Origin of the sequence: Bacteroides timonensis, assembly GCF_000513195.1 — a bacterium.
Classification (GTDB): Bacteria; Bacteroidota; Bacteroidia; order Bacteroidales; family Bacteroidaceae; genus Bacteroides; species Bacteroides timonensis.
The window spans coordinates 115,683-140,836 of sequence record NZ_CBVI010000057.1; the positions used below are offsets into that span (position 1 = coordinate 115,683).

Annotated in this window: 18 protein-coding genes, 1 tRNA gene and 1 pseudogene; 11 read left to right on the plus strand and 9 right to left on the minus strand. The window is 42.2% G+C overall.

All coding sequences use genetic code 11. From position 1 onward, the window contains the following. Positions 1-195 precede the first annotated feature (195 nt). Together BN161_RS12025 and BN161_RS12030 are read right to left on the minus strand one after the other, a co-directional pair. A complete protein-coding gene (locus BN161_RS12025; protein WP_044266402.1) occupies positions 196-2,895 on the minus strand; it encodes a 4-alpha-glucanotransferase in 2,700 nt (899 codons plus the stop codon). Between the two features lie 135 nt (positions 2,896-3,030). Beyond that, a complete protein-coding gene (locus tag BN161_RS12030) occupies positions 3,031-5,568 on the minus strand; it encodes an adenosylcobalamin-dependent ribonucleoside-diphosphate reductase (RefSeq protein WP_044266405.1) in 2,538 nt (845 codons plus the stop codon). A gap of 340 nt (positions 5,569-5,908) precedes the next feature. On the opposite strand from BN161_RS12030, the gene BN161_RS12035 reads away from it, so the two are divergent. Continuing rightward, positions 5,909-6,643 (plus strand): NADPH-dependent oxidoreductase, encoded by a 735-nt coding sequence (locus BN161_RS12035; RefSeq protein ID WP_044266408.1) that lies wholly within the window; start codon positions 5,909-5,911, stop codon positions 6,641-6,643. On the opposite strand, the gene dnaA is transcribed toward BN161_RS12035, so the two are convergent. The 3 genes from dnaA to BN161_RS12050 all read right to left on the minus strand — a co-directional run bounded on the left by dnaA (position 6,640) and on the right by BN161_RS12050 (position 10,493). Beyond that, positions 6,640-8,028 carry a chromosomal replication initiator protein DnaA gene (gene dnaA / locus BN161_RS12040; RefSeq protein ID WP_044266410.1) on the minus strand — a complete coding sequence of 463 codons (1,389 nt, stop codon included), beginning with the start codon at positions 8,026-8,028 and terminating at the stop codon, positions 6,640-6,642. The genes BN161_RS12035 and dnaA overlap by 4 nt on opposite strands. A gap of 350 nt (positions 8,029-8,378) precedes the next feature. Beyond that, positions 8,379-9,272 carry an MlaD family protein gene (locus tag BN161_RS12045; protein ID WP_044266469.1) on the minus strand — a complete coding sequence of 298 codons (894 nt, stop codon included), beginning with the start codon at positions 9,270-9,272 and terminating at the stop codon, positions 8,379-8,381. Positions 9,273-9,290: 18 nt separating this feature from the next. Continuing rightward, positions 9,291-10,493 carry an N-acetylmuramoyl-L-alanine amidase family protein gene (locus tag BN161_RS12050; RefSeq protein WP_044266413.1) on the minus strand — a complete coding sequence of 401 codons (1,203 nt, stop codon included), beginning with the start codon at positions 10,491-10,493 and terminating at the stop codon, positions 9,291-9,293. 142 nt (positions 10,494-10,635) lie between these two features. Between BN161_RS12050 and BN161_RS12055 the strand changes: the two genes are divergently transcribed. Next, positions 10,636-11,598, plus strand: coding sequence for a transporter (locus BN161_RS12055; protein ID WP_044266416.1), 963 nt, complete (start codon positions 10,636-10,638; stop codon positions 11,596-11,598). On the opposite strand, the gene BN161_RS12060 is transcribed toward BN161_RS12055, so the two are convergent. Continuing rightward, positions 11,595-12,548, minus strand: coding sequence for a glycosyltransferase family 2 protein (locus BN161_RS12060; RefSeq protein ID WP_044266419.1), 954 nt, complete (start codon positions 12,546-12,548; stop codon positions 11,595-11,597). The two genes, BN161_RS12055 and BN161_RS12060, sit on opposite strands and share 4 nt — an antisense overlap. 50 nt (positions 12,549-12,598) lie before the next feature. Further along, complete coding sequence (locus tag BN161_RS12065; protein WP_044266471.1) at positions 12,599-12,979, minus strand: GtrA family protein; 381 nt, start codon at positions 12,977-12,979, stop codon at positions 12,599-12,601. Between the two features lie 86 nt (positions 12,980-13,065). On the opposite strand from BN161_RS12065, the gene BN161_RS12070 reads away from it, so the two are divergent. The 3 genes from BN161_RS12070 (at position 13,066) to BN161_RS12080 (ending at position 18,184) form a co-directional block, all read left to right on the plus strand. Then, a complete protein-coding gene (locus BN161_RS12070) occupies positions 13,066-14,784 on the plus strand; it encodes an ArnT family glycosyltransferase (protein WP_044266422.1) in 1,719 nt (572 codons plus the stop codon). Beyond that, positions 14,785-15,321, plus strand: a complete 537-nt coding sequence (locus tag BN161_RS12075) for an HD domain-containing protein (RefSeq protein ID WP_044266424.1) — start codon at positions 14,785-14,787, stop codon at positions 15,319-15,321. A gap of 79 nt (positions 15,322-15,400) precedes the next feature. Then, entirely contained in the window at positions 15,401-18,184 is a 2,784-nt protein-coding gene (locus BN161_RS12080; RefSeq protein WP_044266472.1) for a putative LPS assembly protein LptD, read from the plus strand. A 136-nt stretch (positions 18,185-18,320) separates the two neighbouring features. Here BN161_RS12080 and BN161_RS12085 read toward each other — a convergent pair whose 3' ends face one another. Both BN161_RS12085 and asnA read right to left on the minus strand, forming a co-directional pair. Continuing rightward, positions 18,321-18,983, minus strand: a complete 663-nt coding sequence (locus BN161_RS12085) for a uracil-DNA glycosylase (RefSeq protein ID WP_044266427.1) — start codon at positions 18,981-18,983, stop codon at positions 18,321-18,323. 146 nt (positions 18,984-19,129) lie between these two features. Further along, positions 19,130-20,167, minus strand: a complete 1,038-nt coding sequence (gene asnA, locus BN161_RS12090) for an aspartate--ammonia ligase (RefSeq protein WP_044266429.1) — start codon at positions 20,165-20,167, stop codon at positions 19,130-19,132. Positions 20,168-20,370: 203 nt separating this feature from the next. On the opposite strand from asnA, the gene BN161_RS12095 reads away from it, so the two are divergent. The 6 genes and pseudogenes from BN161_RS12095 to BN161_RS12115 form a co-directional block, all read left to right on the plus strand. Continuing rightward, positions 20,371-20,443, plus strand: a tRNA-Arg gene (locus BN161_RS12095). Between the two features lie 141 nt (positions 20,444-20,584). Beyond that, complete coding sequence (locus BN161_RS12100) at positions 20,585-21,853, plus strand: phage integrase SAM-like domain-containing protein (protein ID WP_044266431.1); 1,269 nt, start codon at positions 20,585-20,587, stop codon at positions 21,851-21,853. A gap of 75 nt (positions 21,854-21,928) precedes the next feature. Beyond that, positions 21,929-22,492 (plus strand): hypothetical protein, encoded by a 564-nt coding sequence (locus BN161_RS30505; protein ID WP_244436480.1) that lies wholly within the window; start codon positions 21,929-21,931, stop codon positions 22,490-22,492. After that, on the plus strand, positions 22,489-22,941 hold the full coding sequence (locus BN161_RS30510) for a hypothetical protein (RefSeq protein ID WP_244436481.1): 453 nt from the start codon (positions 22,489-22,491) through the stop codon (positions 22,939-22,941). The genes BN161_RS30505 and BN161_RS30510 overlap by 4 nt, the downstream gene beginning before the upstream one ends. 235 nt (positions 22,942-23,176) lie before the next feature. Continuing rightward, entirely contained in the window at positions 23,177-23,797 is a 621-nt protein-coding gene (locus BN161_RS12110; protein WP_044266433.1) for a hypothetical protein, read from the plus strand. Between the two features lie 152 nt (positions 23,798-23,949). Beyond that, positions 23,950-25,154: pseudogene (locus tag BN161_RS12115) on the plus strand (hypothetical protein); the annotation flags it as partial.

Here is a 25,154-nt window from a genome sequence, read left to right on the forward strand (position 1 = left end):
GGTTAAGTGAGATGACGCTTCCAGTCAAGAGGAACAACGCTTCCAGTTAGGAGGAACAAAACTTTCAGTTAAGTGGAATTATGATTTCAGTTAACTGAAACAACTGTTCCAATTAGGTGAAACAAGAATGGAACAATCTGTAATAGGAAAGGCGCCCATTAAGAGCGCCTTTTCTATTGTTATATTTCAGGGATTTTATCCTTTCCGTCCCGTCTGTTCTATCAATCCTTTAATCTTTTCGTTCAGGCTTTCCGCTTTCATCAGTTGTTCCAGCGTCAGGTGCATGCGGTAGCGCCAGTAGTGTCTGGGATTGGCAGGCACGTTGATGCGCTCTTCCTGTACATTGGGGTTGCGCCATTTTTCGTCCATAGCCATCCAGTCCTGCAGAGAGAGGATGCACAGGATAGAGTTGCTGTAAAGATGGTTGCGTACCACTTGTTCGCAAAGTTCCGGAGTGGCAACGGCAGGTGCAGCGCCGTAATGTCCCAGCATGCTGTTGTAGTACCGTTGAGTTTGCTGGAAATCTTCTTCCCACCAGCCGCGCAGCGTAGACATATCATGCGTAGAGATGGTGCAAACCGAGCGGTACGGATACCAGTCCGGATGTCCGAATTCCTGTGAAGGATCTTTCGGCATACGCTGTATCTCCAGACTAAGGATGCGCAGGTCGTTCATCACCCAAGCTACACAGTCGGGGATCATGCCGAGGTCTTCGCCACATACCAGCATACGGGTGGATTGCGTCAGTTGCGGCAACTTCTTCATGGCTTGTTCACGCCAGAACTCATTGTGGCGATGATAGTAATACTGATCGTACAAACGATTGAACGCCGCCTTCTCCCAATCATTCAGGGCACGGTAGATATAATCGTGTTGCACCCCGATGCGTGGATGGAATTTGTGCGGGTCTTCGCGGTCGGGCACAAACAGTACATCACTGATTAATGCGTACAGTCCGTCGCGTATCCAGATGCTGTCTTCGTCCGTCTTTCCGGCAAAGTAAGCCTCTACTTTGCGCTGTGTGTCGAACTCGGGACGCATGCGATATATTTCCCATGTTTCCGTAGGCTCTATGAAGGTCTGCTTTACATAATCAGTATGCGGGCCGAACATTTGTCCGAGGAAGTATTCATGGATATAGGGTTTCGTAAAGAAATCTTCGCGGAATGCCATTCCGTAGCCTTCTATTTCTTCGCGCGTCATCGGCAGGGCGGGAACAAACTGACCCAGCAGTCCGTGTACGGCATGCATCGGGATTTCCCAAATACGGAAGAAGCCCAGGATGTGGTCGATACGGTAGGCGTCGAAGTATTCCGACATCTTGCGGAAACGCTTCATCCACCAGGAATAACCGTCTTTCTCCATTACGTCCCAGTTGTAAGTAGGGAAGCCCCAGTTCTGACCGTTCACGGAGAAGTCATCGGGTGGTGCACCCGCTTGTCCGTTCAGGTTGAAGTAGTAGGGTTCTGTCCATGCTTCTACGCTGTTGCGGCTGATACCGATAGGAATGTCACCTTTCAGTACTACACCATTGGCTCGTGCGTGTTCCGTTGCAGCCAGCAGTTGCAGGTGCAGGTGGAACTGGATGAAGAAGTAGATGGCGATATGCGGATAGTCGGGAGATTCCGGCTGGCATAACTTTTCTATTTCTTCTGCTTTATATTCTGTGAATTTCGGCCATTCGCGGAAATTAGGTGTCTTGTAGGCATCGCGCAGATAGCTGAACACAGCGTATGGCTGTAACCATTCTTTGTTGTTCTCGAAGAACTTCCGGAAGGCATCGGATGCCAGAACTTGTTCGCCTTCTTGTTTGTATATCAGGCGGAAAAACTCCCATTTTGTCTGGTTTACTGCTTCATAGTCTACGGTAGGCAGGGCATTCAGCTCTTTCTGCCGTTTGTTGAATTCTTCCATTGCCTTTTTGTCCTTCAACGTACCCATCTGTTTCAGATCGGCATACATGGGGTGGAACGCATAAATGGATATGCTGTTGTACGGATAAGAATCTGTCCATGTATGTGTCATGGTGGTGTCGTTGATAGGTAATATCTGTACGGCTTTCTGGCGGGTAAGCACAGCCCAGTCTATCATCTGTTTCAGGTCGCCAAAGTCACCTACGCCGAAGCTCTTTTCGGAGCGCAGCGAGAAGATGGGCACGGCTACTCCGGCGCCTTTCCAGTCGGGTAGGGCGAAGTAAACGTAACGGTCACCGATCACCAGTGTTTCGTTAGCGCCTATCTGCGGATCGGCCATGTAGCGGTTGGGATTGTTCTCCCATGCCACGGCACGACGTTCTTTCTTATTATAAAGGATGAATTTATACTCCAGCGGGAAGCTGATTTTCGAGGCGTCTACTTCAACCTGCCATTCCGGGAAGTTGGCGTCGCTCATCAGAACGGCTTTATCCGCGTCCCAATCTCCCAGAATTTTCTGGTTGCCGCAAATGCCCAGACAGTGCTCATTGTCGATGCATGGAGCATACGCCTTGATCAATAATCCTTTCTTGTGGCTCTTTGGAGCGGCGCTACGTTCGGGATGTGCAAGCAGGGACTCCGTGAAAGCAGACGTGTAGAAGTATTGCTGTTCGGGCAGATTCTTCCAGCAGTCTTGCAGGCGGTAGACTTTCTTCTTGTCAGCCGATACATAGAGCGTGCGGGGAAGGCTGTTCCACTCCGTACGTGTATCTTTGCCGTCGCGATAAATGTGATAACTGTATTGTACGATGCCGTTTTCAGGCGCTTGAATGTCCGCATCTAAAGTCCAGTGAATGCCATCCACTGTTTGTAAAGGTATGGCTTTACCAGGCTGATTGTTACCCAGTTCAAGAATAGATCCTAAGACTCTGACCTCTTCACCCCAACTTGTGCGGTACTCGATATGAAAAGATAGTATCATATAATATTAGATTTAGTAATAGCTGCATTGACTATGCAAGTATAGACATTATTCCGCATAATCAAGCAGCTACCGCTATCTAAGTTTTTTAAATTCCTATGCAAACGTTTGTGCTTGCATTTCGCAGATCTGTTTTTATCCGCAACGTGAAGCTCCGCAAGTGGTACAAATGAGGCAACCTTCCTGATATACAAGTGTTTCGTTGCCGCAGTTCGGACATTTCTTGCCTTTGGCTTCTGTGCCGTCCGTTATGTATTTCTTCAATGCGCGTTCCACACCGTTCTTCCAGGTATTGATGCTTTCGCTGTCCAGTTGCAAAGAGCCGACCAGCTTGATAACCTGTTCGATAGGCATACGATAACGCAATACTCCGGAGATCAGTTTGGCGTAGTTCCAGTATTCCTTGTTGAACTTTTCGGACAGACCTTCGATGGTGACTTTATATCCGCGTTTGTTCTGGAACTGGAAGTCGTAACGCTTACTGCCGTCTTTGTCCACCTTCTTAATAATGTGTCCGGAAGTAACGTTCTTCGGCAGGATAATGCCTTCATCGTCGTCCTGAAGACCGGTGAAGATTTCGTAAGGATGTCCGTCCAGCAAACCGACGAATGCCACCCACTTTTCTTTATTATTCTGGAAACGTACGATGTCGGCGTCCAGAACTGACGGACGGGTTTCTACTACCGTAGGCGGTTTGCAAGGAGGCATTTCTTCTTTCTTATCGCTCTTGGCAGAAATGAGCACGCCCGAACGTGAACCGTCACGATAAACCGTACAACCTTTACAACCGGATTTCCATGCCTCTACATACAGGCGGTTTACCAGGTCTTCATCCACATCGTTCGGCAGGTTGATGGTCACGCTGATGGAGTGGTCTACCCATTTTTGGATACGTCCCTGCATCTTGACTTTCATCAGCCAGTCTACGTCGTTTGAGGTTGCTTTATAATAAGGTGATTGCTCAACCAATACGTCGATCTCTTCTTGTGTGTAACGTTTAGAAGGATTGTGTCCTTGTGCTTCCATCCATGTAACAAACTTGGGGTGGAAGACAATATATTCTTCAAAAGCATCTCCTGTTTCATCCACGAAGTCTACGTGTACGTTGGTGTCGTTCGGATTTACTTTACGGCGACGCTTGTATACGGGCAAGAATACAGGCTCGATACCTGAGGTAGTCTGAGTCATCAGACTGGTGGTTCCCGTCGGTGCAATGGTGAGGCAGGCAATATTGCGGCGACCGTATTTCTTCATATCCTCATACAACTGGGGATCTGCTTCGCGCAAACGATTGATGAACGGATTATTCTTTTCACGTTCGGTATCGTAAATTTCGAATGCACCACGTTCTTTTGCCATTTCTACCGATGAACGGTAAGCGCTCAGGGCAACGGTCTTGTGTACTTTTTCAGAGAATTCGGTAGCTTCTTCCGTACCGTAACGCAATCCCAGTGCAGCAAGCATATCACCTTCGGCAGTAATACCTACACCGGTACGGCGTCCTTGTCCGCTCTTCTTATAAATCTTGTCCCACAATATACGTTCTGTATGTCTCACATCTTCGCTTTCGGGGTCAGCATCAATCTTTTCCATGATGCGTTCTATCTTCTCCAATTCCAGATCGATGATATCGTCCATAATACGTTGAGCTAACGCTACATGTTTCTGGAACAATTCAAAGTCAAAGTATGCATCCGGTTTGAAAGGATTTACCACATAAGAATAAAGATTGATAGCCAGCAAACGGCAGGAATCATACGGGCACAAAGGAATTTCACCGCATGGATTGGTGGAAACAGTGCGATATCCCAGGTCTGCATAGCAATCGGGTACGGATTCTTTTAATATGGTATCCCAGAACAATACACCCGGTTCTGCCGATTTCCATGCATTGTGAACGATCTTCTTCCACAAATTGGTTGCATTGATTTCCTTCTGCACAGTTGGTTCAGCAGCATTGACAGGATATTGTTGAATATATGGAGTACCTGTGATAGCAGCGGTCATAAATGCATCGTCCAGTTTCACAGATACATTGGCACCTGTTACTTTGCCTTCCGTCATTTTAGCATCGATGAATGCTTCTGAATCGGGATGTTTGATAGATACACTTAGCATCAGTGCGCCACGCCGTCCGTCCTGAGCGACTTCACGTGTAGAATTGGAGTAACGCTCCATAAATGGCACCAGGCCGGTAGAGGTTAAAGCCGAATTTTTCACCGGAGAACCTTTCGGGCGGATGTGCGACAAATCGTGTCCTACACCACCACGGCGTTTCATGAGTTGTACTTGTTCTTCGTCTATTTTGAAGATGGCACCATAAGAATCCGCCTCTCCATCTACTCCGATCACGAAGCAGTTAGACAAAGAGGCTACCTGATAGTTGTTACCAATTCCGGTCATCGGACTTCCCTGCGGAACGATGTACTTGAAGTGGTCGAGCAGATCGAATAGTTCCTCTGCACTTAATGGATTAGAGTATTTAGCCTCGATGCGGGCTACTTCATTGGCTATTCTCCAATGCATGTCTTTCGGAGATTTCTCGTAAATATTTCCGAAAGAGTCTTTTACTGCGTACTTGTTTACCCAAACACGTGCAGCTAACTCGTCGCCCTGAAAATATCGTAAAGATTCTTCATAAGCTTCCTCGTAAGAATAAGTTTGTTTTTCCACGATTCTTTTTTCCTTAGATTTATTTTTTAATAAGTAAGAGTGTAGAAGTAATACCTATCATTAACAAATGCGATTGCAAAGCTAAGAATGTTTTTTATTATAGCAAAATAAAAATAGAATAAATTATGAACAGGCTGTGAGATTTCCATTTCTGAATAATAGTTTGCTGATTTATAAAATATTAGCATTGTTGTATGAACAAAAAGTTTCCAAAAAAGAAAATTGTTTTTGGACTTTGATTAAACAGGCTAATTGATTTTAGAAAACGTAGATAAACTTTAAACTCGTTCTTTGACAACAATTTGCTATTCTTTTTCTATATTTGCAAAAAAATAAAAGAATGGAAATCCTAAAACAGAGAAGAACAATCCGCAAATATCAACAGAAAGATATTTCTTCGGATTTGTTAAATGATTTGCTTGATTCTGCATTTCGGGCCTCTACAGTCGGAAATATGCAGGTGTACAGTGTAATTGTAACGCGTGATGCAGAACGGAAAGCTAAGTTGGCACCGGCTCATTTCAATCAGCCGATGGTGAAAACTGCACCTGTGGTTTTGACATTTTGTATAGACCTGCGCCGTTTTACTAAATGGTGCGAACAGCGAAAAGCAACTCCCGGGTATAATAACTTAGAGTGGTTCGTAACTGGCTCTGTAGATGCCCTGCTGGCAGCACAGACTTTTTGTGTGGCTGCGGAAGAAAAAGGATTAGGTATATGTTATCTGGGTACGACGACTTACAATCCGCAAATGATAATCGAAGCCCTGGAGTTACCAGAATTGGTATTTCCTATTACAACAGTGACGGTAGGTTGGCCTGCCGAGGAGCCTGCACAGGTAGATCGATTACCGCTGGAAGCTATTGTACATGAGGAGACGTATCATGATTATACTCCTGAAGACATAGATCGTCTGTATGCCTATAAGGAATCTTTGCCCGAAAATAAGCAATTTATTTTTGAAAACAACAAAGAAACTCTGGCTCAAGTCTTTACGGATGTACGTTATAAGAAAGAAGATAACGAAGTGATGTCGGAGAATCTTTGGAAAGTAATAAAAAAGCAGGGTCTTTAACCCTGCTTTTTTAATGATGTTTGGATATCATCTATTTCTGCGCGGAAAGTTTTGTCTACTTCCCGTAATTCTTTAATGGTTTTGCAGGCGTGCAATACGGTTGCGTGATCTTTGTGGCCTATTAATGCACCTATCTTAGCCGTCGAAAAATCTGTATAGGATTTAGCGAGAAACATGGCTATTTGGCGTGCCTGTACCACTTCGCGTTTTCGTGATTTAGTATGGATAGTAGCGGTATCCAGTGAGAAATGCTTGCATACCACGTTGATGATGTCATCAACGGTAACAGATTTACTTTCACTTTTTACTACCTTCCGTACAATGCGTTGCGTCAGTTCCAGGTCAATTTCCTTATTATATATAGTAGAATGCGCCATGATGGAGATGACGATGCCTTCCAGGTCACGCACGCTGTCACCCACATTTTCTGCAATATAATCGATTACTTCCGGAGGGAACTGTAACCCGTCACGGTGTATCTTATTACGCAGGATGTTCTTACGCAATTCTACGGTTGGTCTTTCCAGCTCAGCTACCATACCCCATTTGAAACGGGTGATGAGTCGCTCTTCCATGCCTTGCAGTAATACGGGAGCACGGTCTGAAGTCAGAATAAGCTGTTTACCGTTTTGGTGTAAGTGATTAAAGATATGAAAGAATGTATTCTGTGTTTTGGTGACACCGGCAAATTCTTGAATATCATCAATAATCAATATGTCAATTGATTGGTAGAAGTTGATAAAATCGTTTGTAGTATTGTTGCGTACAGAGTCGGTATATTGTACCTGGAACAGATGTGCCGATACATATAGCACTCTCTTGTCCGGATAGAGTTCTTTGATTTTTGTGCCTATAGCATTTGCAAGGTGCGTCTTTCCCACACCCGACGCTCCATAGAAAAACAACGGATTGAAAATTGTTTTCGCCGGGTTCTGAGCGACAGCTTCTGCTACGCTGCGTGAAAGTTTGTTGCTATAGCCTTCTATAAATGTTTCGAAGTTGTATTCAGGATTCAGATGCGGATCTAAATCTGCAATAGGAGCTTGCGGTATTTCTCTGCCGATTACCTTTTTCTGTGGAATAATAGTGCGGGGAGTAGATTCGAGATTGACGGTAGTACGTGAACTCTTATCCACCATAACATTATACAATAACTTGGTGCCATCACCAATAACTTTATATAGAGTTTTACGCAACAAGTCAACAAACTTGTCCTCCAAAAACTCATAGAAGAACTGGCTGGGTACCTGTACGACCAGCGTCTTGTCCTCATATTTTAAAGGTATGATGGGGAGAAACCATGTTTTGTATGTCTGCTCCGGAACATTGTCTCTGATGATTTCAAGACAGCGGTTCCATAGCCCGACATGATTTAATTCACTCATAACGGCTTTAAATACATTTATTAATTAAGCAAAACTTCTACGCATGCAAAATTCGCAATCTTATTTGAGAAAAACAAATGTGTTTTTTCTTGCTTTTTATCTAAAAACAATAATCTCTTTACTTTCAACTACTTATCTTGTTTCATGTAAATAGCCCCACAGGGAGGCTATTGTATTTTTATAAGTATCTGTTTTTTAGGATGATATACAAGAAGAGAATAAGTTTTTTAACTTTTTAAATAATCTGACAGATGGGAATACTTTAGTTTCTACATGGACTTACTGAGGCTTTTTCTTCCAATTCTGTTTGCTCCTATTATTTAGACTTATTCTATTTAAAGAGATTTTTCCTACTTATCTTTTTTGCCGAACAGGGAGAAATGAACATACCTTTTCGGATGTGATTTCAGGTCTTCAAGAAGGCTAGCAGCATTGGCTGTTGTGGCATTCAAATTATTGTAAAGCGATGGATCGTTTAACAACAAGCCGATTGTATTGTCTTTCCGGCCTAATTGGTCTGTAATCATTTTTGCATTTGCTAAAGTCGAATCTATTCTGGCAAATGCGGCAGCGTAATCTATTTCTTTCAGATTATCACTGATAGTGACGAAATTATCTCCTATAGTGTTCAGCTTTTTAGTAAGCTGGGGAATATCTTTACTCATAATGGCCTGTAACTGTCTGCTGGTGACTTCCATGCTTGCCATTGTGTTTTGCACGCTGTGCAGTGTACCGGGAATTGCCGGGTCTCCAAGGATTGTATTCAGTGAAGCAAGGATGGAATCCAGTTTGGGAAGCATCTTTTCTACCTGAGGCATGATGGTGGCTACCTGGTCCATTACACCATTGTTGACATTGCCTTGTAGGGTATCACCTGTCAGATACTTTTCGCGTGGATTATTGGCAAGTAGTAAGTTCATTTTTACACCACCCATCAGTTCGGAGGCTAATTCAGCGGTACTGCCTTTAGGAATACGCAGTTCCGGGTCTACATCTATTTCCGCTACCACTTTTCCCGGTTCATTGTAGTCATAATAAAGGTCGCGTACAATACCTACGCGAAAGCCATCGGCAAAGACCGGACTTGATTTGGTCAGTCCATTAATGTTATGGAACTTGACGTAGAAATAGTTGGTAGGCTTAAACATATGAATGCCTTTCAGGTAGTTAATACCATATACCAATATGCAGAGAGCAATAATGCCCGCAATTCCTATTCTAACTTCTTTAGTAAGATACTTCATCATGATGTTATAGTCTTATTATTTATTTCTTTTCTTTTTAAATTCTTCGATAGCAACGCTGACGCTTGTCTTCTTTCCGTTTTTGAAAGCAATGATAAATGCGTCTTTGAATTTTGGTGCTATCTCCCGTTTAGTTCGTAATACCTTATTATAATCGGTCGATGCACCGTATGTGTATTTACAAAGTCCGCCTTCCTGATAATACTCTACACCTTTCAGCCCTTTTAGTCGTTTGTCATTGGCGGCAAGCGGACGGGAAGAAGTAAGTATCTGTATTTTAAACACTGGAGCAGCACTATCGGTTTGCCTGTCAGCTACTTTTTCTGTATTTTGTTTGGTTTCGGTGTTATTGGAAACGGGGGGGGCAGGTATCTCTTCTTCTACCCTGCCGGCGTCCGTATCCTCCGGTAGTAGGGTGCGGCTGCTTCCTGTCATCCGTATTTCATGTTCACGTTTATAAGACAGGAAAGCACGGAATATTCCGTTGGCAAGCGTAGTGGTTCCCGCTTCCGAATTAAGGTAACGTTCTTCTTCCGGATTGGATATGAAACCGAGTTCTACCAGGATGCTGGGCATGGCACTTGCTTTCAATACAAGGAACCCCGCCTGGTGTACACCACGGTCTGCACGCTTACAGGTATGGCGGAATTCTTTCTGTACCAATGAGGCAAGGTGTACGCTCTGAGACATGTATTTATCTTGCATGAATTCAAAGATGATATAAGATTCGGCTGAGTTTGGATTGAATCCTGCGTACCGCGTCTTGTAATCACTTTCGTATAAAATTACGGAGTTCTCCCGTTTAGCGACTTCTAAGTTGGCATCCGACTTGGCTAAACCGAGCGTCCATGTAGAGGCTCCTTTGACTGTTTTACCGCCCGCTACGGAATTGGTATGAATGGAAATGAATAAATCTGCTTTAGCATTATTGGCTATTTCCGCGCGTCTGTCAAGTGGGATAAATACATCTCTTTCACGGGTATATACCACTTTTACATCAGGGCAATTCCTTTTTATCTGTTTGCCTAATTTGAGGGCAACATTCAGGTTGATAGTCTTTTCTTTAGAGATTCGGCCTAAAGCACCAGGGTCATGACCGCCATGTCCGGCGTCAATAACGACAACGAAGTCTTTTGCTTCGATGCTGGTAGTGCAAAAAGGAGAGATGAACAGCCCGAAGCAAATACAGATATATAATATGTGTCGTTTATATAGTTTCATACCCAAAAGTCGTTGCAAATGTAGTGGAAATTTATAGAAAACTCACGTTTTACATGAAGTTTTGTTACTTTTCCCCGGGATTTGTGAGAGATTTCTTTAAAACAGACTAACTTTGCACCCGCAAATTAAATAGAAAAAAGGTATGTTAGTTCGTTTTCTTAAGAACTGGACATTGCCACTGGCGATGCTTTCAGGTACTTTGGGATACTTTATCCTTGCAAATGTCCCTTTCTTGGCGCCTACCAAACCATATATTAGTGATTTGATTGCGTATATTACTCCGCTGCTGATCTTTGCCCAACTGTTGCTTACTTTTTGTAAAGTAGAAAAACTGAATGAACTGAAACCTAAAGCATGGCATGGCTGGTTGCTGCTGTTTCAGACAATTTCATGTCTGGCGATTGCCGCTTTGCTGGTATGCTGTCCGATGGATGAAATATATCGGGAAGTATTTGAGGGGGCGATGGTTTGTGTGATTTGTCCAACTGCTACTGCAGCGGCTGTCATCACTGGCAAGTTGGGAGGCAGTGCATCTACGTTGACTACTTATACCTTATTGTCTAATTTGCTGGCGGCAGTAGCGGTTCCTTTGGTTTTTCCGTTAGTAGAGCCTCATGCTGACATGACTTTCTTTGCCGCTTTCTTGAAAATCCTGAGTAAAGTGTTCCCGTTGTTGTTGTTCCCTTTCTTCCTGGCGTGGTTTCTGAGAGTATTTATGCCCCGTGTACACCATTTTTTATTGGGTTTCCATGATCTTGCTTTTTATTTGTGGGGCGTAGCGCTTGCTATTGTATCCGGACAAACAGTTCGTTCCCTGGTAATCAGTGATGCACCGGTTTCGGTGGAAATACTGATAGCCTTTGCCGGATTAGTGGCTTGTTGCCTGCAATTCTTTCTGGGTAAGAATATAGGTGGACGTTATAATGACCGCATCAGTGGCGGGCAGGCACTGGGACAGAAAAATACGGTTCTTGCTATCTGGATGGCATATACTTATCTGAATCCACTTTCCTCCGTGGGACCGGGATCTTATGTCTTATGGCAGAATCTGATCAATAGCTGGCAGCTATGGAAAAAAAGAAAGAGGGAAGAAGCGCAACATTAACGCAACAGCAATTCTTCCTCGTTATATCTTGGTCTGTCCTTTACTTCAATGTAGATTTTACCGATATATTCGCCTACAATTCCCAGGGATACCAATATTGTACCACCTACCAGCCAGAGGGAAATCATCAGAGATGACCATCCGGGCACAGTGTCGTGGAAATAGTAAGCGCGTAGCGTCCAGATGGTGACGCATACGGCTATCAGTATAAAAATACAGCCCAGCCAGAAAACCATGCGCACAGGTTTGACTGAGAAAGATGTGATTCCGTCGATGGCAAAGTTCAACATCTTCTTGAATGGATATTTCGATTCTCCGGCAAAACGCTTGTCGCGATTATAGTAAACACAGGCGGTTTGGTAACCGATGAGAGGCACCAGTCCGCGCAGATAGAGATTGCGCTCGCGAAAACGGCAAAGTTGTTGGATAGCACGGCAACTCATCAAGCGATAATCCGCATGGTTATAAACCGACTTTACTCCCATTATTTTCATCAACTTGTAGAAAGCGAGTGCAGTGGTACGTTTGAAGAAAGTGTCAGTTTTGCGTTCCCGGCGTACGCCATAAACAATGTCACATCCCTCCCGGTAGCGTTCGAGCATTTCGGGAATGGCGTTGACGTCATCTTGCAAGTCGGCATCTATGGAAATGGCAACATCACATCGTTCTTTGACGGCATTCAGTCCGGCCATGAGTGCATTTTGGTGTCCCACATTTCCGGCTAGATTCAGCCCGCAGGCATAGGGGGTATTTTGGTGTAAATCCTTGATGATAGGCCAAGTCTGATCTGTACTGCCATCATTTACATATAAGATATAGCTTTCCTGGGAAATGCGCTGCTCAGCTATCAGTTTATCCAATAGGAGACTGAGTCTTTTATGTGTTTCGTGTAATACAGCTTCTTCTTTGTAGCAAGGTACTACGATAGCGAGTACTGGCGATTTTTCCATAATCAATTATTCTTTTTGCAATATTCGTAAGAAATCGGGAGAAAAACAAATTATCTTTCTTTGTATTTGAAAACAAATCTCACTAACAGGAAGTTTACCGGAATGGCAATAGAAAATACCGGTATAGGGGCGAGGGCTTTAGAAAAGCCTAACCAAAGGAACAGATTCAGTAAACTTATATGCAGGATATAGTTGATCAGATGGGCTCCCCCGAAGCCAAAAGCTTTCTTCCAAGATGGTTTCTTTCCAAAAGTGAAAAAAGATGTCAGATAAAAATTAGCAATAAAACTGAGTATGTAGCCTATGCTGTAGGCTATATTCACATTGATGAGCCGCTGGAATATAAAATATAAACCATAGTGCAGAGCGGTGGCAAAGACGCCTACCATAATGAAACGAATAAATTCCGGAAGTTTTTTCAGTCTCTTCATATTCATGGAATTGAAATGGCAAAGTTAGGGATTGTTGCAGAATAATTTGTATTTTTGCGCACAGAAATCATTAAAAACAGAAATATATGTCAGATGATAGGAAGAAAGCATTCTGTTTTATAGCGCTACTCAGTATGCTTGTGGTGCTCCCTTTTTTGGGGGAAACCATTTTTTATTCTAAGGGGGAACCGCGTGAGGCCATTGTTGCCTTTTCTATGTTAGAGAGTGGTAACTGGATACTTCCGGTGAATTATGGAACCGATATAGCTTATAAGCCTCCTTTCCTTTACTGGACCATTGCTGCCATCTCTTCCCTTTTTGGAGGAGTGTCAGAGTATTCATCCCGTCTGCCGTCTGCCATTGCATTCTTGGCTATGCAGTTGGTGTTCTTCTCTTTTATAGCAAAACGTAAAGGTGCAAAAACGGCTTTTCTGACTTCTATTCTTCTTCTGTCTTCTTTTGAAGTACATCGGGCAGCGGTCGCTTGTCGTGTAGATATGGTGCAGGTATCGCTTATTGTTATTTCATTGTGTTTGCTGTTTCGTTGGGATGAGAAAGAGTGCCGCGGCATTCCCTGGCTGGCTGTTTTGCTGATGGGCTGTGCCACATTGACCAAAGGACCGGTAGGCTCTATATTTCCATGTGTCTGTATCGGTCTTTACCAGTTGTTACGTGGACGTTCTTTCTGGAAGACATTCTTTTTGCTATTGCCTGTAGGAATCCTTTCTCTGATTCCTTATGCAGCCTGGGCGGGCGCTGCTTATGCACAAGGCGGACAGTCTTTTGTCGATTTAATGTTGGAAGAGAATACCGGGCGTTTCATGGGAAAGATGTCCTATGCCTCACATGAGAATCCGATATGGTATAATTTCCTGACTATAATCTGGGGTTGGATACCTTGGACCCTGGTATTGCTGATTTCTCTCTTTGGACTGAAATGGAAGAATATGCGTGTATTACCTGAGGGAACGTCTTTCAGTGAACGTATCGGAAAAGCCTGGAAAAAATTCCGTTCACAGTCGCCCTTGCAATTGTTCACATGGGTGGTAATTCTCTTTATTTTCATATTCTATTGCATCCCCAAGAGTAAACGTAGTGTTTATCTGCTTCCCATCTATCCATTTATGGCAGTGCTGATAGCTGAATATTTATTAGCTTTGGTGCAGCGTGGGGCAAAAGTATTTAAAATCTCTGCACATATATTTGCGTCTCTGTGTTTGATACTTACGGTTACTTTCATAGTGGTACGTTTAGGGCTGATACCGGATAGTCTTTTTGGAACCGGCCGTCATGCTGCTGAAAATGTATCTTTTATGCATGCTTTGGAAGCGGTTTCTCTGTCTATTCCTAAATGGTGTCTGGTGGTGCTTCCTTTGATAGCGGCTGTCTGCACATGGATGGGAGTAGCGAAGCGGGCCGGCGCTTACTCCTTATTATATAGTATCGCCGGATGTATGCTTTGTCTTTTCGTTTCTCTGGATGGGGTCTATCAACCTACAGTGTTGGCAGTTAAATCGGACAAGCACCTGGTTAACCAAATCAGGGAATATGTGCCGCAGGGAACGGTCTACTCATATGATGGCATGAGCTTCTATTGTGCAAACTTCTATATGAATGATCAGATGCGTCATTTTGAGAAGGATTTGCCGTCCGGTGAGGGATATGTTGTTTTGCCGGAGAGAGGAAAAGAACTGTTGTTTGAAGAATTTGGAAATACATACGACTTTGAAGAGATTTTCCTTACGAAGAAGCGCAGTTGCGATTTGCGTGATGAGATTTATATGTATAAGTTTAAAAAGAAATAAATGTCACCCGTTACAATCATCGATAAATATTATCCGGAGGATAATGAACGGAAACACATCTTGTTGGTGCATAGTCGTTTGGTGGCCGAGAAGGCTCTTTCAATTGCTGATCACCATCCGGAGCTTCAGTTAGATAAAGACTTTTTATATGAAGCCGGCATGCTGCATGATATAGGCATCTTTCTGACTAATGCTCCGGGCATCTTCTGTTTTGGCGATCAGCCCTATGTCTGTCATGGTTATTTAGGGGCGGATCTGATGCGTCAGGAAGGATATCCCCGTCATGCATTAGTATGTGAAAGGCATACGGGTGCAGGACTATCTTTGGACGATATTATTTCGCAAAACCTGCCAGTACCTCATCGGGATATGCTCCCGGTCAGCTTGGAAGAGCAAGTTGTTTGTTTTGCCGATAAGTTTTATTCCAAGACTCATCTGGAGCGGGAAAAAACAGTGGAGAAAGCCCGAAAAAGTCTTTCTAATTTCGGTAATGCAGGTCTGAAACGTTTTGATCGCTGGTGCGAACAGTTCTTGTAGCAATCTAAATTTCTTTAAAAAGGGAGATTATCCGTATAATTTACGTACTTTTGCCCCTTCAAGCGGAAACTATAAGTTGATTACGCCATTGAAAGCAAATACATTCATATCATTCATACTACTACTTGTCTTACTCCTGCTCTCCGGCGAGGCTTTTTCGCAACGTCGGCGTGGAAGGACTGTTCCCACAGGAAGCGAGCGGACAGATACCTTTAATATAGAAGGTGTACAAAGAAGAGATACTTTGTTGAAGGGGGATACTCTGCAAAACGATACGATACAATTGCAGTCTGCCGGTAAGAAAAAGCAGCCTTTGGATGCTCCGGTGATTTATGAAGCTACTGACTCTATTGTGTTCACTCAGAATGGTATTGCCAATTTATATGGAGATGGGAAGGTGAACTATCAGAAGATAGAGTTGGCTGCCGAGGTGATTACTATGAATATGGACAGTAGTACGGTTTTTGCCCATGGTGTGGAAGATTCATTAAAAGTCATACAGGGAAGACCGGTCTTCAAAGATGGGGATACACCTTATGAGACGAATACGATTCGGTATAATTTTAAGAGTAAAAAGGGGCTGATCAGTAATGTAGTCAGTCAGCAAGGCGAGGGGTATGTGACTGGTAATAATGCTAAGAAGGGTATGAACGATGAGCTGTACATGAAGAGTGGCCGTTATACTACCTGTGATAATCACGATCATCCTCACTTCTACATGCAGATGACCTATGCCAAAGTACGCCCCAAGAAAAATGTAGTGACGGGCCCTGCTTATCTGGTTATTGAGGATGTCCCGCTACCTCTTGCCGTACCGTTTTTCTTCTTTCCTTTCTCCAGTAGTTATTCATCAGGTTTCATCATGCCAAGTTATATGGATGACTCTACCCGTGGATTTGGCTTGACGGACGGCGGTTACTATTTCGCTATCAGCGATAAGATGGATTTGAAGCTGCGCGGTGATATCTTTACAAAAGGTTCCTGGGCTTTGAATGCGGAAACTAATTATAATGTTCGTTATAAATTCTCCGGTCTGTTTCAAGCCAGCTATCAGGTTACTAAAACCGGTGATAAAGGCCTGGATGACTATGCAGTAGCAAAAGACTTCAAAGTTGTTTGGTCACATCGCCAGGATCCCAAAGCCAGTCCAAATTCGTCATTCTCGGCCAGTGTGAACTTCTCGTCCAGTAGTTATGAGCGTACTAATATCGGTAATATGTACAATGCGCAGGCTATGACGCAGAATACCAAAACATCCAGTGTCAGCTACTCACGTAACTTCCCCGATCAGAAACTTTCTATTGCGGCTACCGGTAATATTGCGCAGAGTATGAAGGATTCTTCGATTGCCGTAACTTTACCGGATTTGAATATTACCTTGAGTACTATTTTTCCTTTCAAACGGAAAAATGCTGTAGGTAATGAGAAATGGTATGAAAAGATTTCTCTCCGCTATAGCGGTCGCCTCTCTAACAGTATTACTACGAAAGATGATCTTCTGTTCAAGTCTAATCTGGTGAAGGACTGGAAGAACGGAATGAAGCATGAAATACCGATCAGTGCTACGTTTACATTGTTCAAGTACTTCAATGTAACTCCATCGGTGAGTTATACGGAGCGTTGGTATACACGTAAGGTGATGAAAGACTGGGATCCGAATATAGGTACTAGTGGGCGGGAAGTAGAAACTGATACTATTTATGGTTTCCATCGAGTATATAACTATAGTGCCAGTCTGGGTGTTAATACAAAGATTTATGGTATGTATAAACCTTTGTTTATGAAGAAAAAGGAAATACAGATTCGACATGTCATAACTCCTTCTGTCAGTATTAGTGCAGCTCCTGACTTTGGTTCTTCCCGCTATGGTTACTATGATACTTATATTAAACCCAATGCTGATGGAACACAAGATACGATCACTTATTCTCCATATGCCGGACAAATGTTCGGAGTGCCTGGACAAGGAAGATCTGGAAATATTTCATTCCAGATATCCAATAACTTGGAAATGAAATATAAGGATAAGAATGACTCAATACGCAAGGTCAGTCTGATTGATGAGTTGGGTGCGAGTATTTCTTATAATACGGCTGCTAAGGTGCGTCCATGGAGTAACCTGACATTAAATTTGCGTTTGAAATTGAGTAAGAACTATACCTTCAGTATGAGTTCAGTCTTTGCTACTTATGCTTATGCCTTTGATAAAAACGGTAGGGTTGTAACGAGTGACCGCACAGAGTGGTCTTACGGGCGTTTTGGGCGTTTCCAGGGCTATGGGAACTCTTTCAGTTATACGCTTAATAACGATACATGGAAGAAGTGGAAAGCATTCTTTACCGGAGAGAAGAGTGAAGATGATGGAAAAGGAAACGAACAGACTGATGCGGACAGTGAAAGTGACGAAACTGATGATGCGGGAACAAGTAATACGCCTACCAAGCGGAAGAAGGAAAAAGCTGCTGTAGATGATGACGGTTATCAGGTTTTCAAAATGCCTTGGTCTATAAATCTGAGTACAGGCTTTAATATAACAGAAGATACCTCCAGACCAATCAACAGAGAGAGCATGCGTTATCCGTATAAGTTTAGTCTGAATGCGCTTAATATTAATGGTAATGTTAAGATTTCCAATAAGTGGGCAGTCAGCTTCAACTCCGGTTATGACTTTAATGCTAAAAAGATAGTGCAGACTTCTTTCAATATAACGCGTGACTTGCACTGTTTCAGCATGTCTGCCAGTCTTTCTCCATTTGGTACATGGAAATACTATAGCTTCGTAATCCGTGCCAATGCCAGTATTCTGCAAGATTTGAAATATGATAAGAAGAGTCAGACACAGACTAATATTAAATGGTATTAAGAATCCATTTGATATTTCTTTCACTGCATTTGCTTTTTCATAAAAAATATCCCCTTCTATACTGTTGAAACGATTTATTTATCGGAATGCTTCAGTGTAGAAGGGGATATCTTTATTTCTGATTAGGAATTGCTTTTTACCAAGCTATTTCTTGTTCTCCATGTTCTTTCAAATAGGCATTCGCTCTGCTGAAATGCTTATTTCCAAAGAAGCCATTGTAGGCAGATAGGGGAGAGGGATGCGCAGAAGTCAGAACAAGATGCTTGCTCCGGTCGATGAATGCACCCTTACGCTGTGCATAAGATCCCCAGAGGATGAATACGAGGTGTTCACGTTGTTCGGCAAGGATGCGTATGGCGGCGTCCGTAAAAGTCTCCCAACCGCGGTTCTGATGAGAACCTGCCTGATGGGCACGGACAGTTAAGGTTGCATTCAGGAGCAGGACACCTTGCTCGGCCCAGCGGGTCAGATTTCCAGTGGTGGGAGCATCTGTACCAATATCATCTTTTATTTCTTTGAATATATTAATCAATGAAGGAGGGAAACGAACTCCGTCGTTCACAGAAAAGCATAAACCATGAGCTTGTCCGGGACCGTGGTAAGGGTCCTGACCGATGATAACTACTTTCACCTTATCGAATGGGCAAAGATTGAAAGCGTTGAATATGAGCTTTCCCGGAGGGTATATCGGATAATGGCTGTATTCTTCCCGTACAAAATCCGTTAGTGTATGAAAATAATCTTTTTCAAATTCCGGTTCCAAACGTGCTTTCCAACTTTCTTCTATTTGAACGTTCATAATTTTGTGTGTTAAAAGTTTCGGATGCTAAGATACAATTTTAATCTGATTCCCGTAATAGAGCATTCTTTTTATTTCTTCGAACAGAGATAAACAGAAAAGGCAGAAATCATAAAACCTCTGCCTTTTCTATTTGTATCTGGGTATTAAATCAAGTAAATATTGTGTTCCTTACATTCCTCACGCATATCTTCCGGCCAGATACTGGCTTGAATTTCGCCGATATGAGCTTTTCTTAAATAGAACATACAAAGACGTGATTGACCGATACCACCACCTATAGAAAGGGGCAATGTGTCATTCATCAGGCGTTTATGGAAATAGAGTTCCAGTCGTTTTTCTTCTCCCTCTTGTTGCAGCTGGCGTTGCAGAGCTTCCTTATCTACACGGATACCCATGGATGATAGCTCAATGCTGCGCTGCAATACATTATCCCATAATAAAAGGTCACCATTCAGGCCCGGAAGACCATTCAACCCTTCTGTGGTATAGTCATCGTAGTCCGGGGCACGTCCGTCGTGTTTCTCTCCATCGCTTAGTTTGCAGCCAATACCGATAATGAATACAGCACCATATTTTTTCGTAATGGCATGTTCGCGACATTTGGGTTCCAGATTCGGATAAAGTTGACGTAACTCTTCCGCATGAATGAAATGTAACTTCTGAGGCAGACAAGGCTTAATCTGAGGGTACATTTCATACACCATATATTCTGTACGTATCATGGCTGCATAAATACGGGTCACAATTTCTTTCAGGAAGTTCACGTTCCGGTCTTCGGTAGTGATGACACGTTCCCAGTCCCATTGGTCTACATAGAGAGAATGAAGATTTCCCAACTCTTCGTCTGAGCGTATGGCATTCATGTCCGTATAAATACCATATCCGGATTCAATATTATAGTCTGCCAATGTCAATCGCTTCCATTTGGCAAGAGAATGTACTACTTCGGCTTGCGCATCTCCCAAATCTTTGATAGGAAATGATACGGCACGTTCTACGCCATTCAAATCGTCATTAATACCCATACCTTTCAATACGAAAAGCGGGGCTGTGACGCGACGCAAACGTAATTCCGATGAAAGGTTCAATTGGAAGAACTCTTTGATCTGTTTGATTCCTAATTCTGTTTGTTTTAAGTCCAATAAGGGTTTATAACCCTCTGGTTTTATCAGATAACTCATAAGTGTGTACTATGTTTTTGTTCGGCAAATATAGGTATAATATTTATATTTGCATCGTATTTGGCTAATTTTATGAGCAATTTGTTTCTTATTAACCAGTTGTGGCTCTCAAAATAATATTCTTATTTATAGGCTTTTACTGTAAAAAAAGACAAATCATTAGGAATATGCCCGATTTTTTTATACTTTTGTCCCCGCATTTAGGCTCCGTAGCTTAGTGAATAGAGCGTCAGATTCCGGTTCTGAAGGTCGTGCGTTTGAATCGCACCGGGGTCACTTAGAGAATCCTTGGTAATCAGTAGATTATCGAGGATTTTTTGCGTTTAAGAGTGACTGTTTTAGTGCTGAAAGGAGGCTAAATTCTACTTAAATTCTCTTGTTGTTGACCTATTGTTGACCCCAAATGACCTACTTAAAATGCTAACAATTAAAGCAGAAGTCCAACAGGACAAACAGCGAAGTGACAAGACGTATAACGTCAAGGTAAGATTTACAATGGACAGAAAGGTGAAAAGGTTATCCACAAGCCTGTTCGTAACCTCCAATGAACTCACTAAGAACTTTAAGTTTAAAGAGAACACTCCCACCAAAAAGGAAATTGATGACCTTGTGATGTACTACAAGGAGCAATGTCGCAATTTCCGAGTAGACCAACACAACTACTCCCTAGATGAGATTTTCGACCTCTTAAACCATGAACAGGAGAAGCAACAAACCATTGATTTTATAAAGTTCAGTCGTGAATGGATAGCCTCAGCCACAATAAAAGGTGCACCCAATTACACGACTGCAATTAATGCTTTGGTACGTTTCATTGGCAAAGAAGAATTAGACGTAAATCTGATTACTACCGACTTTCTGGAGAACTTCAAAGCATTCTTGAATAAAGAGTGTGAAGCACGAACAAAAAGATTAATGCAACAGGGTAAGCGTGTTCCTTCTAATCGCTCCCTATCCCTTTACTTGGTAAGTATTAAGAAGCTGTTCAATGAAGCTAAACGCAAGTTCAATAAGAAGGACAAGAACCTTATTCTTATTCCCAACTCACCCTTTGAGGACTTCGAGATACCTAGACAGGAAGCTACCCGTAAAAGAGCCATTCCAGCAGACATCATAAAGAAGGTGTGGAAGCTGCCTTATAAAGACATTAAGAAAGGCTACAAGTCTACTTGTCGCTACAACTTGGCTAAGGACTGTTTCATTCTTTCCTTCTGTCTGATGGGTATGAACTCAGCAGACCTTTATAATGCCACAGAAAGAACAGGGGACACCATTACTTACAACAGAACCAAGACCAAAGCTCGTAGGCTGGATGGTGCAAAAATGATGGTGAACATTCCTAAAACAATTCTTCCACTGGTTGAGAAGTACAAAGACCCAAGTGGCAAACGACTCTTTAACTTCTTCCGCTACTATGCAGATGAAGGAAACTTCAATAAAGCCATCAACTACGGTTTAAAAGAAATTGGTGAATTGTTGGGTGTGTATGATTTAGAATACTACGCAGCAAGGCATTCATGGGCTACCATTGCACTCAACAAAGTAGGTATTGACAAGTACACTGTACACGCTGCATTAAACCATGTTGATGAATCAATGAGAGTAACGGACATCTACATTGAACGAGACTTTGTTAATGAGAACAAGGCTAATGCTAAAGTAATGAAGTACGTATTTAAAGAATAGTTCTCAATTTCTCCCACTTACGATTATTGTAGGTGGGAGTTTCTTTTTAACTTAGCAGCCTAAACGTAAACCAACATGGAAACACTTACTATCTCAATCCCCCAATTAAAAAGATTAGAACCTGTACTGACTGAGTACTTCGGTTACAGACGTGCTATGTTTACAGGCGAATTACTCGCAACTTACCAAAAGCACTACCCCAATGGAGTTAGTAATGAAGTCGCTAATAATTACATGATTGCCTGCCCATTCTTAGATGAATACGCAGTTGATAATGGCGCATTCGATTATCACCGTTACGCACCAAGACCAGCCTCAACAAGCACCCAATTCGATGAAATCAGTTTCATTATGGACACAGAGCATGAAGTTATCATTCCCTTCTCCAATGATACCATCTCAAAGCAGTTGGACAAGTTGTTACAGGATTATGAAGAGGAAGACAGCAGCGAAACAATCAGAACAACTCTTTTAATCGTAGCTGCCATTTACGACAAGCATGTAAAAGGAGAACTCTACACAGACATTACCATGTCAGAGGACACTCTTCCTTACCTCCAACAAGTCCGTCCAGAAATGCTAAAGCTCTATGAGTTGCTTAATACTAAGAGGTCTCACCTAGTAAGAAAAAAGAGTTGAGAGCACTTAATTCTATCACCATTGATAATGGAGTTAAAAAGATTACTCTTAATAATTCATATCATTGGCTTACTGATTTACTTGATAACTACCTATACATCTACTTGGGAGTTAATGGTCTGGAGGAAGCCCAAGAAGAATTAAAGGAAGTGTATTCAGAAAAGAAAGGCAGAAAAACCAATAACGCAGCCTACAATCTTACCATGTATGGCACTTTTCACCTATTACAGAAGTATTCTTCACTAAAGACAAAGAATGAACAGATACGTATGACACTGGACTACATGAAACTATTGTTTAAAGAAGATAGTTTTAATAATGATGAGAACTCAACCAATGCGGCAATAGCCTACTTAGTGAAGCAAGGCTATGAACCTATGTGGAAGCCCAAACAGACAGAAGACTATAACTTCTCGCCAAACAATCAATCCACAGAACATCTCTGGTAATTAATAATCTATCAATCCTCACAGACTACCATGTAATTACGTGGTAGTTTTTTTATGTCCTTAAATTAGCTAAATCGCTGATAATTTGCCATCTAAAGAAATCCCTTCAAATCGCTTCTTATTCTTTATTACCCACCTTCTAAGTATTCCCCAACTTTGCAACGTAATCGAAAGACAAACGGTGCGCACCACTCTCGATTAGATTACATAATTAATAATTTTAACAATTATAATCATGGTAGAAATGATTAAGACAGCAGGAGAGACTGCAATTGAGAGTGGTAAAGAAGTAGATAATACTTCAAGTGTTGAACCCGCTAAAAGCTTAAAGGTAGACAAGGACAATGGAGGTAAACTGAGAATTACAGCAATGAAAAATGAGCCACCTGTGTATGTTGACCTAGCTGTCATTGTATGGTTGTATAACGCAGTTTTCAATTTTGCTAGGATAACGGTTGTACCCTACAACACTAAAAGTAAAGCATACCTCTACATCATTGCTGAACTTGATGGCATAGTGGAGAAGAGGGGTACATTCGTGAACGACAAGGCGATTGATGTTATACTGGAGTTACTCAATGGTAAAGGTATCAGCACTGAGGACAAGTTTTTCAAACAGGAGCAAGAGGTAAACGATACCAGTAACTTCCAATTGAAACTTCTGCAACGTCTGAGAGGAGACTTCAAACGTTTCTATCGTGAAGCAGACAAGGAAAGAAATGGTATCACCTACTTCCGTGGAAGTTTCCAGTTCTACAGAGGTGAAGTAAAGTTCAACATACCGTTCACCGACGATGTTAAGAAGTTCATCCACGAACAGTTGACTATTAACAAGCTAGACTACTTCAATCTGTAACAATGGGGAATAAAGGGGGAGTGCGCTCCCTCTCCTCTCTAAAATCCACTTTTAAACATACTTCTACATTAATAATCCCAGTTAGGAGCAAATTTGCAAAGTGCCCATACAAGCAACTTTCGAAAGATTTCCTCCTACTAAAAAACAAGATTATGGAACTCTCATTCAATACAATCAACCTCGAACGTGAGGAGCTAACAATTAGTAAAGGTGAAACACTCTTAGACCTTTATACACGGGAAGGTTATCCCGATAACGGCACTCCGACTAATCGTATTATTGAGAAAGTTGAGCCGGGCATTGGTGCTACTTATGCCGAATTGGAATGTAAACGCAACTCTGTCGTATTAGAGCCTAATGTTCCTGTAATTATCGGTAAGACGGAAGGAACTGATTACTTGGGTATTTATGAAAAGACTACTCCAAAACAAATAGAAGCCTATTTACAGAATGACAAATGTATGCCTAAGAAGTTAGTTACTACTCCCGAAGGCTACAAGACAAAACTAATACCCACATTTAAGAAGTTAGGAATTGACTGGCATAAGAATTACTTTTGCTTGTATGATGAATGTGAGAAGCTAATACAAGATACAGGTTTCAGACCAACCATCCGCATCAAGGATTTCTTCGATTATGAACGTAAAGCATACGTTTCAGCTACTCCGTTAGGGACACGTAACCGTAAATTTTTAGTTGATGGTTTTAAATGGTTGAGAATTGTCCCCGATTATGACTACAAGAAAGATGCAACATTGATTATTACTCGTTCATTTAACAGAACTCTACTCGAAGAGTTAAGGAGATTGCTCTCCACTTCCAAATGTATCTGTATCTTTTATAAGACTACTGACGGTATCGCTCGCATTGTACAGAAGCTACTGACAGACGGATTGATTAAGGACGAAGATTACAAAGTATTCTGTTCAGATAAGAGCGTGAAGAAGCTTAAAAAGGGAGAATTACATAATACACATGATCATTTAGAATTGCCATTAGCTAAGGTTAATCTCTTCACCTCACGCTTCTTCTCAGCAGTGGATGTTAAGATTAATAAGTTAGCAGACATACTTGTACTTAGCAATTACAAGCAAGCCAACCATTCAATGATTGACCCATTTACGGAATCAGTTCAGATACAAGGACGTTTCCGTAACAAGTTGGACGGAGACAGAAGATACAACTCTCTTACGTTCATTACTAATACTAATGATGAATTGAAAGTAAAGAGTGATGAAGAGATTAAAACGGAGATTACTACCCAACTCAGTACTTACACCTCCATTAAGGAAAGGTATGACAATACTACTAATGCAACCGAAAAGAAATCTATTAAGAAGGACTTGAAGAAACTTAT

Coding starts and splice junctions, on each gene's coding strand:
- BN161_RS12045 (WP_044266469.1), bottom strand. CDS start 9,272: ATGAAGTATCTTACTAAAGAAGTTAGAATAGGAATTGCGGGCATTATT.
- BN161_RS12100 (WP_044266431.1), top strand. CDS start 20,585: ATGCTAACAATTAAAGCAGAAGTCCAACAGGACAAACAGCGAAGTGAC.
- BN161_RS12065 (WP_044266471.1), bottom strand. CDS start 12,979: ATGAAGAGACTGAAAAAACTTCCGGAATTTATTCGTTTCATTATGGTA.
- BN161_RS12070 (WP_044266422.1), top strand. CDS start 13,066: ATGTCAGATGATAGGAAGAAAGCATTCTGTTTTATAGCGCTACTCAGT.
- BN161_RS12055 (WP_044266416.1), top strand. CDS start 10,636: ATGTTAGTTCGTTTTCTTAAGAACTGGACATTGCCACTGGCGATGCTT.
- BN161_RS12050 (WP_044266413.1), bottom strand. CDS start 10,493: ATGAAACTATATAAACGACACATATTATATATCTGTATTTGCTTCGGG.
- BN161_RS12085 (WP_044266427.1), bottom strand. CDS start 18,983: ATGAACGTTCAAATAGAAGAAAGTTGGAAAGCACGTTTGGAACCGGAA.
- BN161_RS30505 (WP_244436480.1), top strand. CDS start 21,929: ATGGAAACACTTACTATCTCAATCCCCCAATTAAAAAGATTAGAACCT.
- asnA (WP_044266429.1), bottom strand. CDS start 20,167: ATGAGTTATCTGATAAAACCAGAGGGTTATAAACCCTTATTGGACTTA.
- BN161_RS12035 (WP_044266408.1), top strand. CDS start 5,909: ATGGAAATCCTAAAACAGAGAAGAACAATCCGCAAATATCAACAGAAA.
- dnaA (WP_044266410.1), bottom strand. CDS start 8,028: ATGAGTGAATTAAATCATGTCGGGCTATGGAACCGCTGTCTTGAAATC.
- BN161_RS12060 (WP_044266419.1), bottom strand. CDS start 12,548: ATGGAAAAATCGCCAGTACTCGCTATCGTAGTACCTTGCTACAAAGAA.
- BN161_RS12075 (WP_044266424.1), top strand. CDS start 14,785: ATGTCACCCGTTACAATCATCGATAAATATTATCCGGAGGATAATGAA.
- BN161_RS12110 (WP_044266433.1), top strand. CDS start 23,177: ATGGTAGAAATGATTAAGACAGCAGGAGAGACTGCAATTGAGAGTGGT.
- BN161_RS12025 (WP_044266402.1), bottom strand. CDS start 2,895: ATGATACTATCTTTTCATATCGAGTACCGCACAAGTTGGGGTGAAGAG.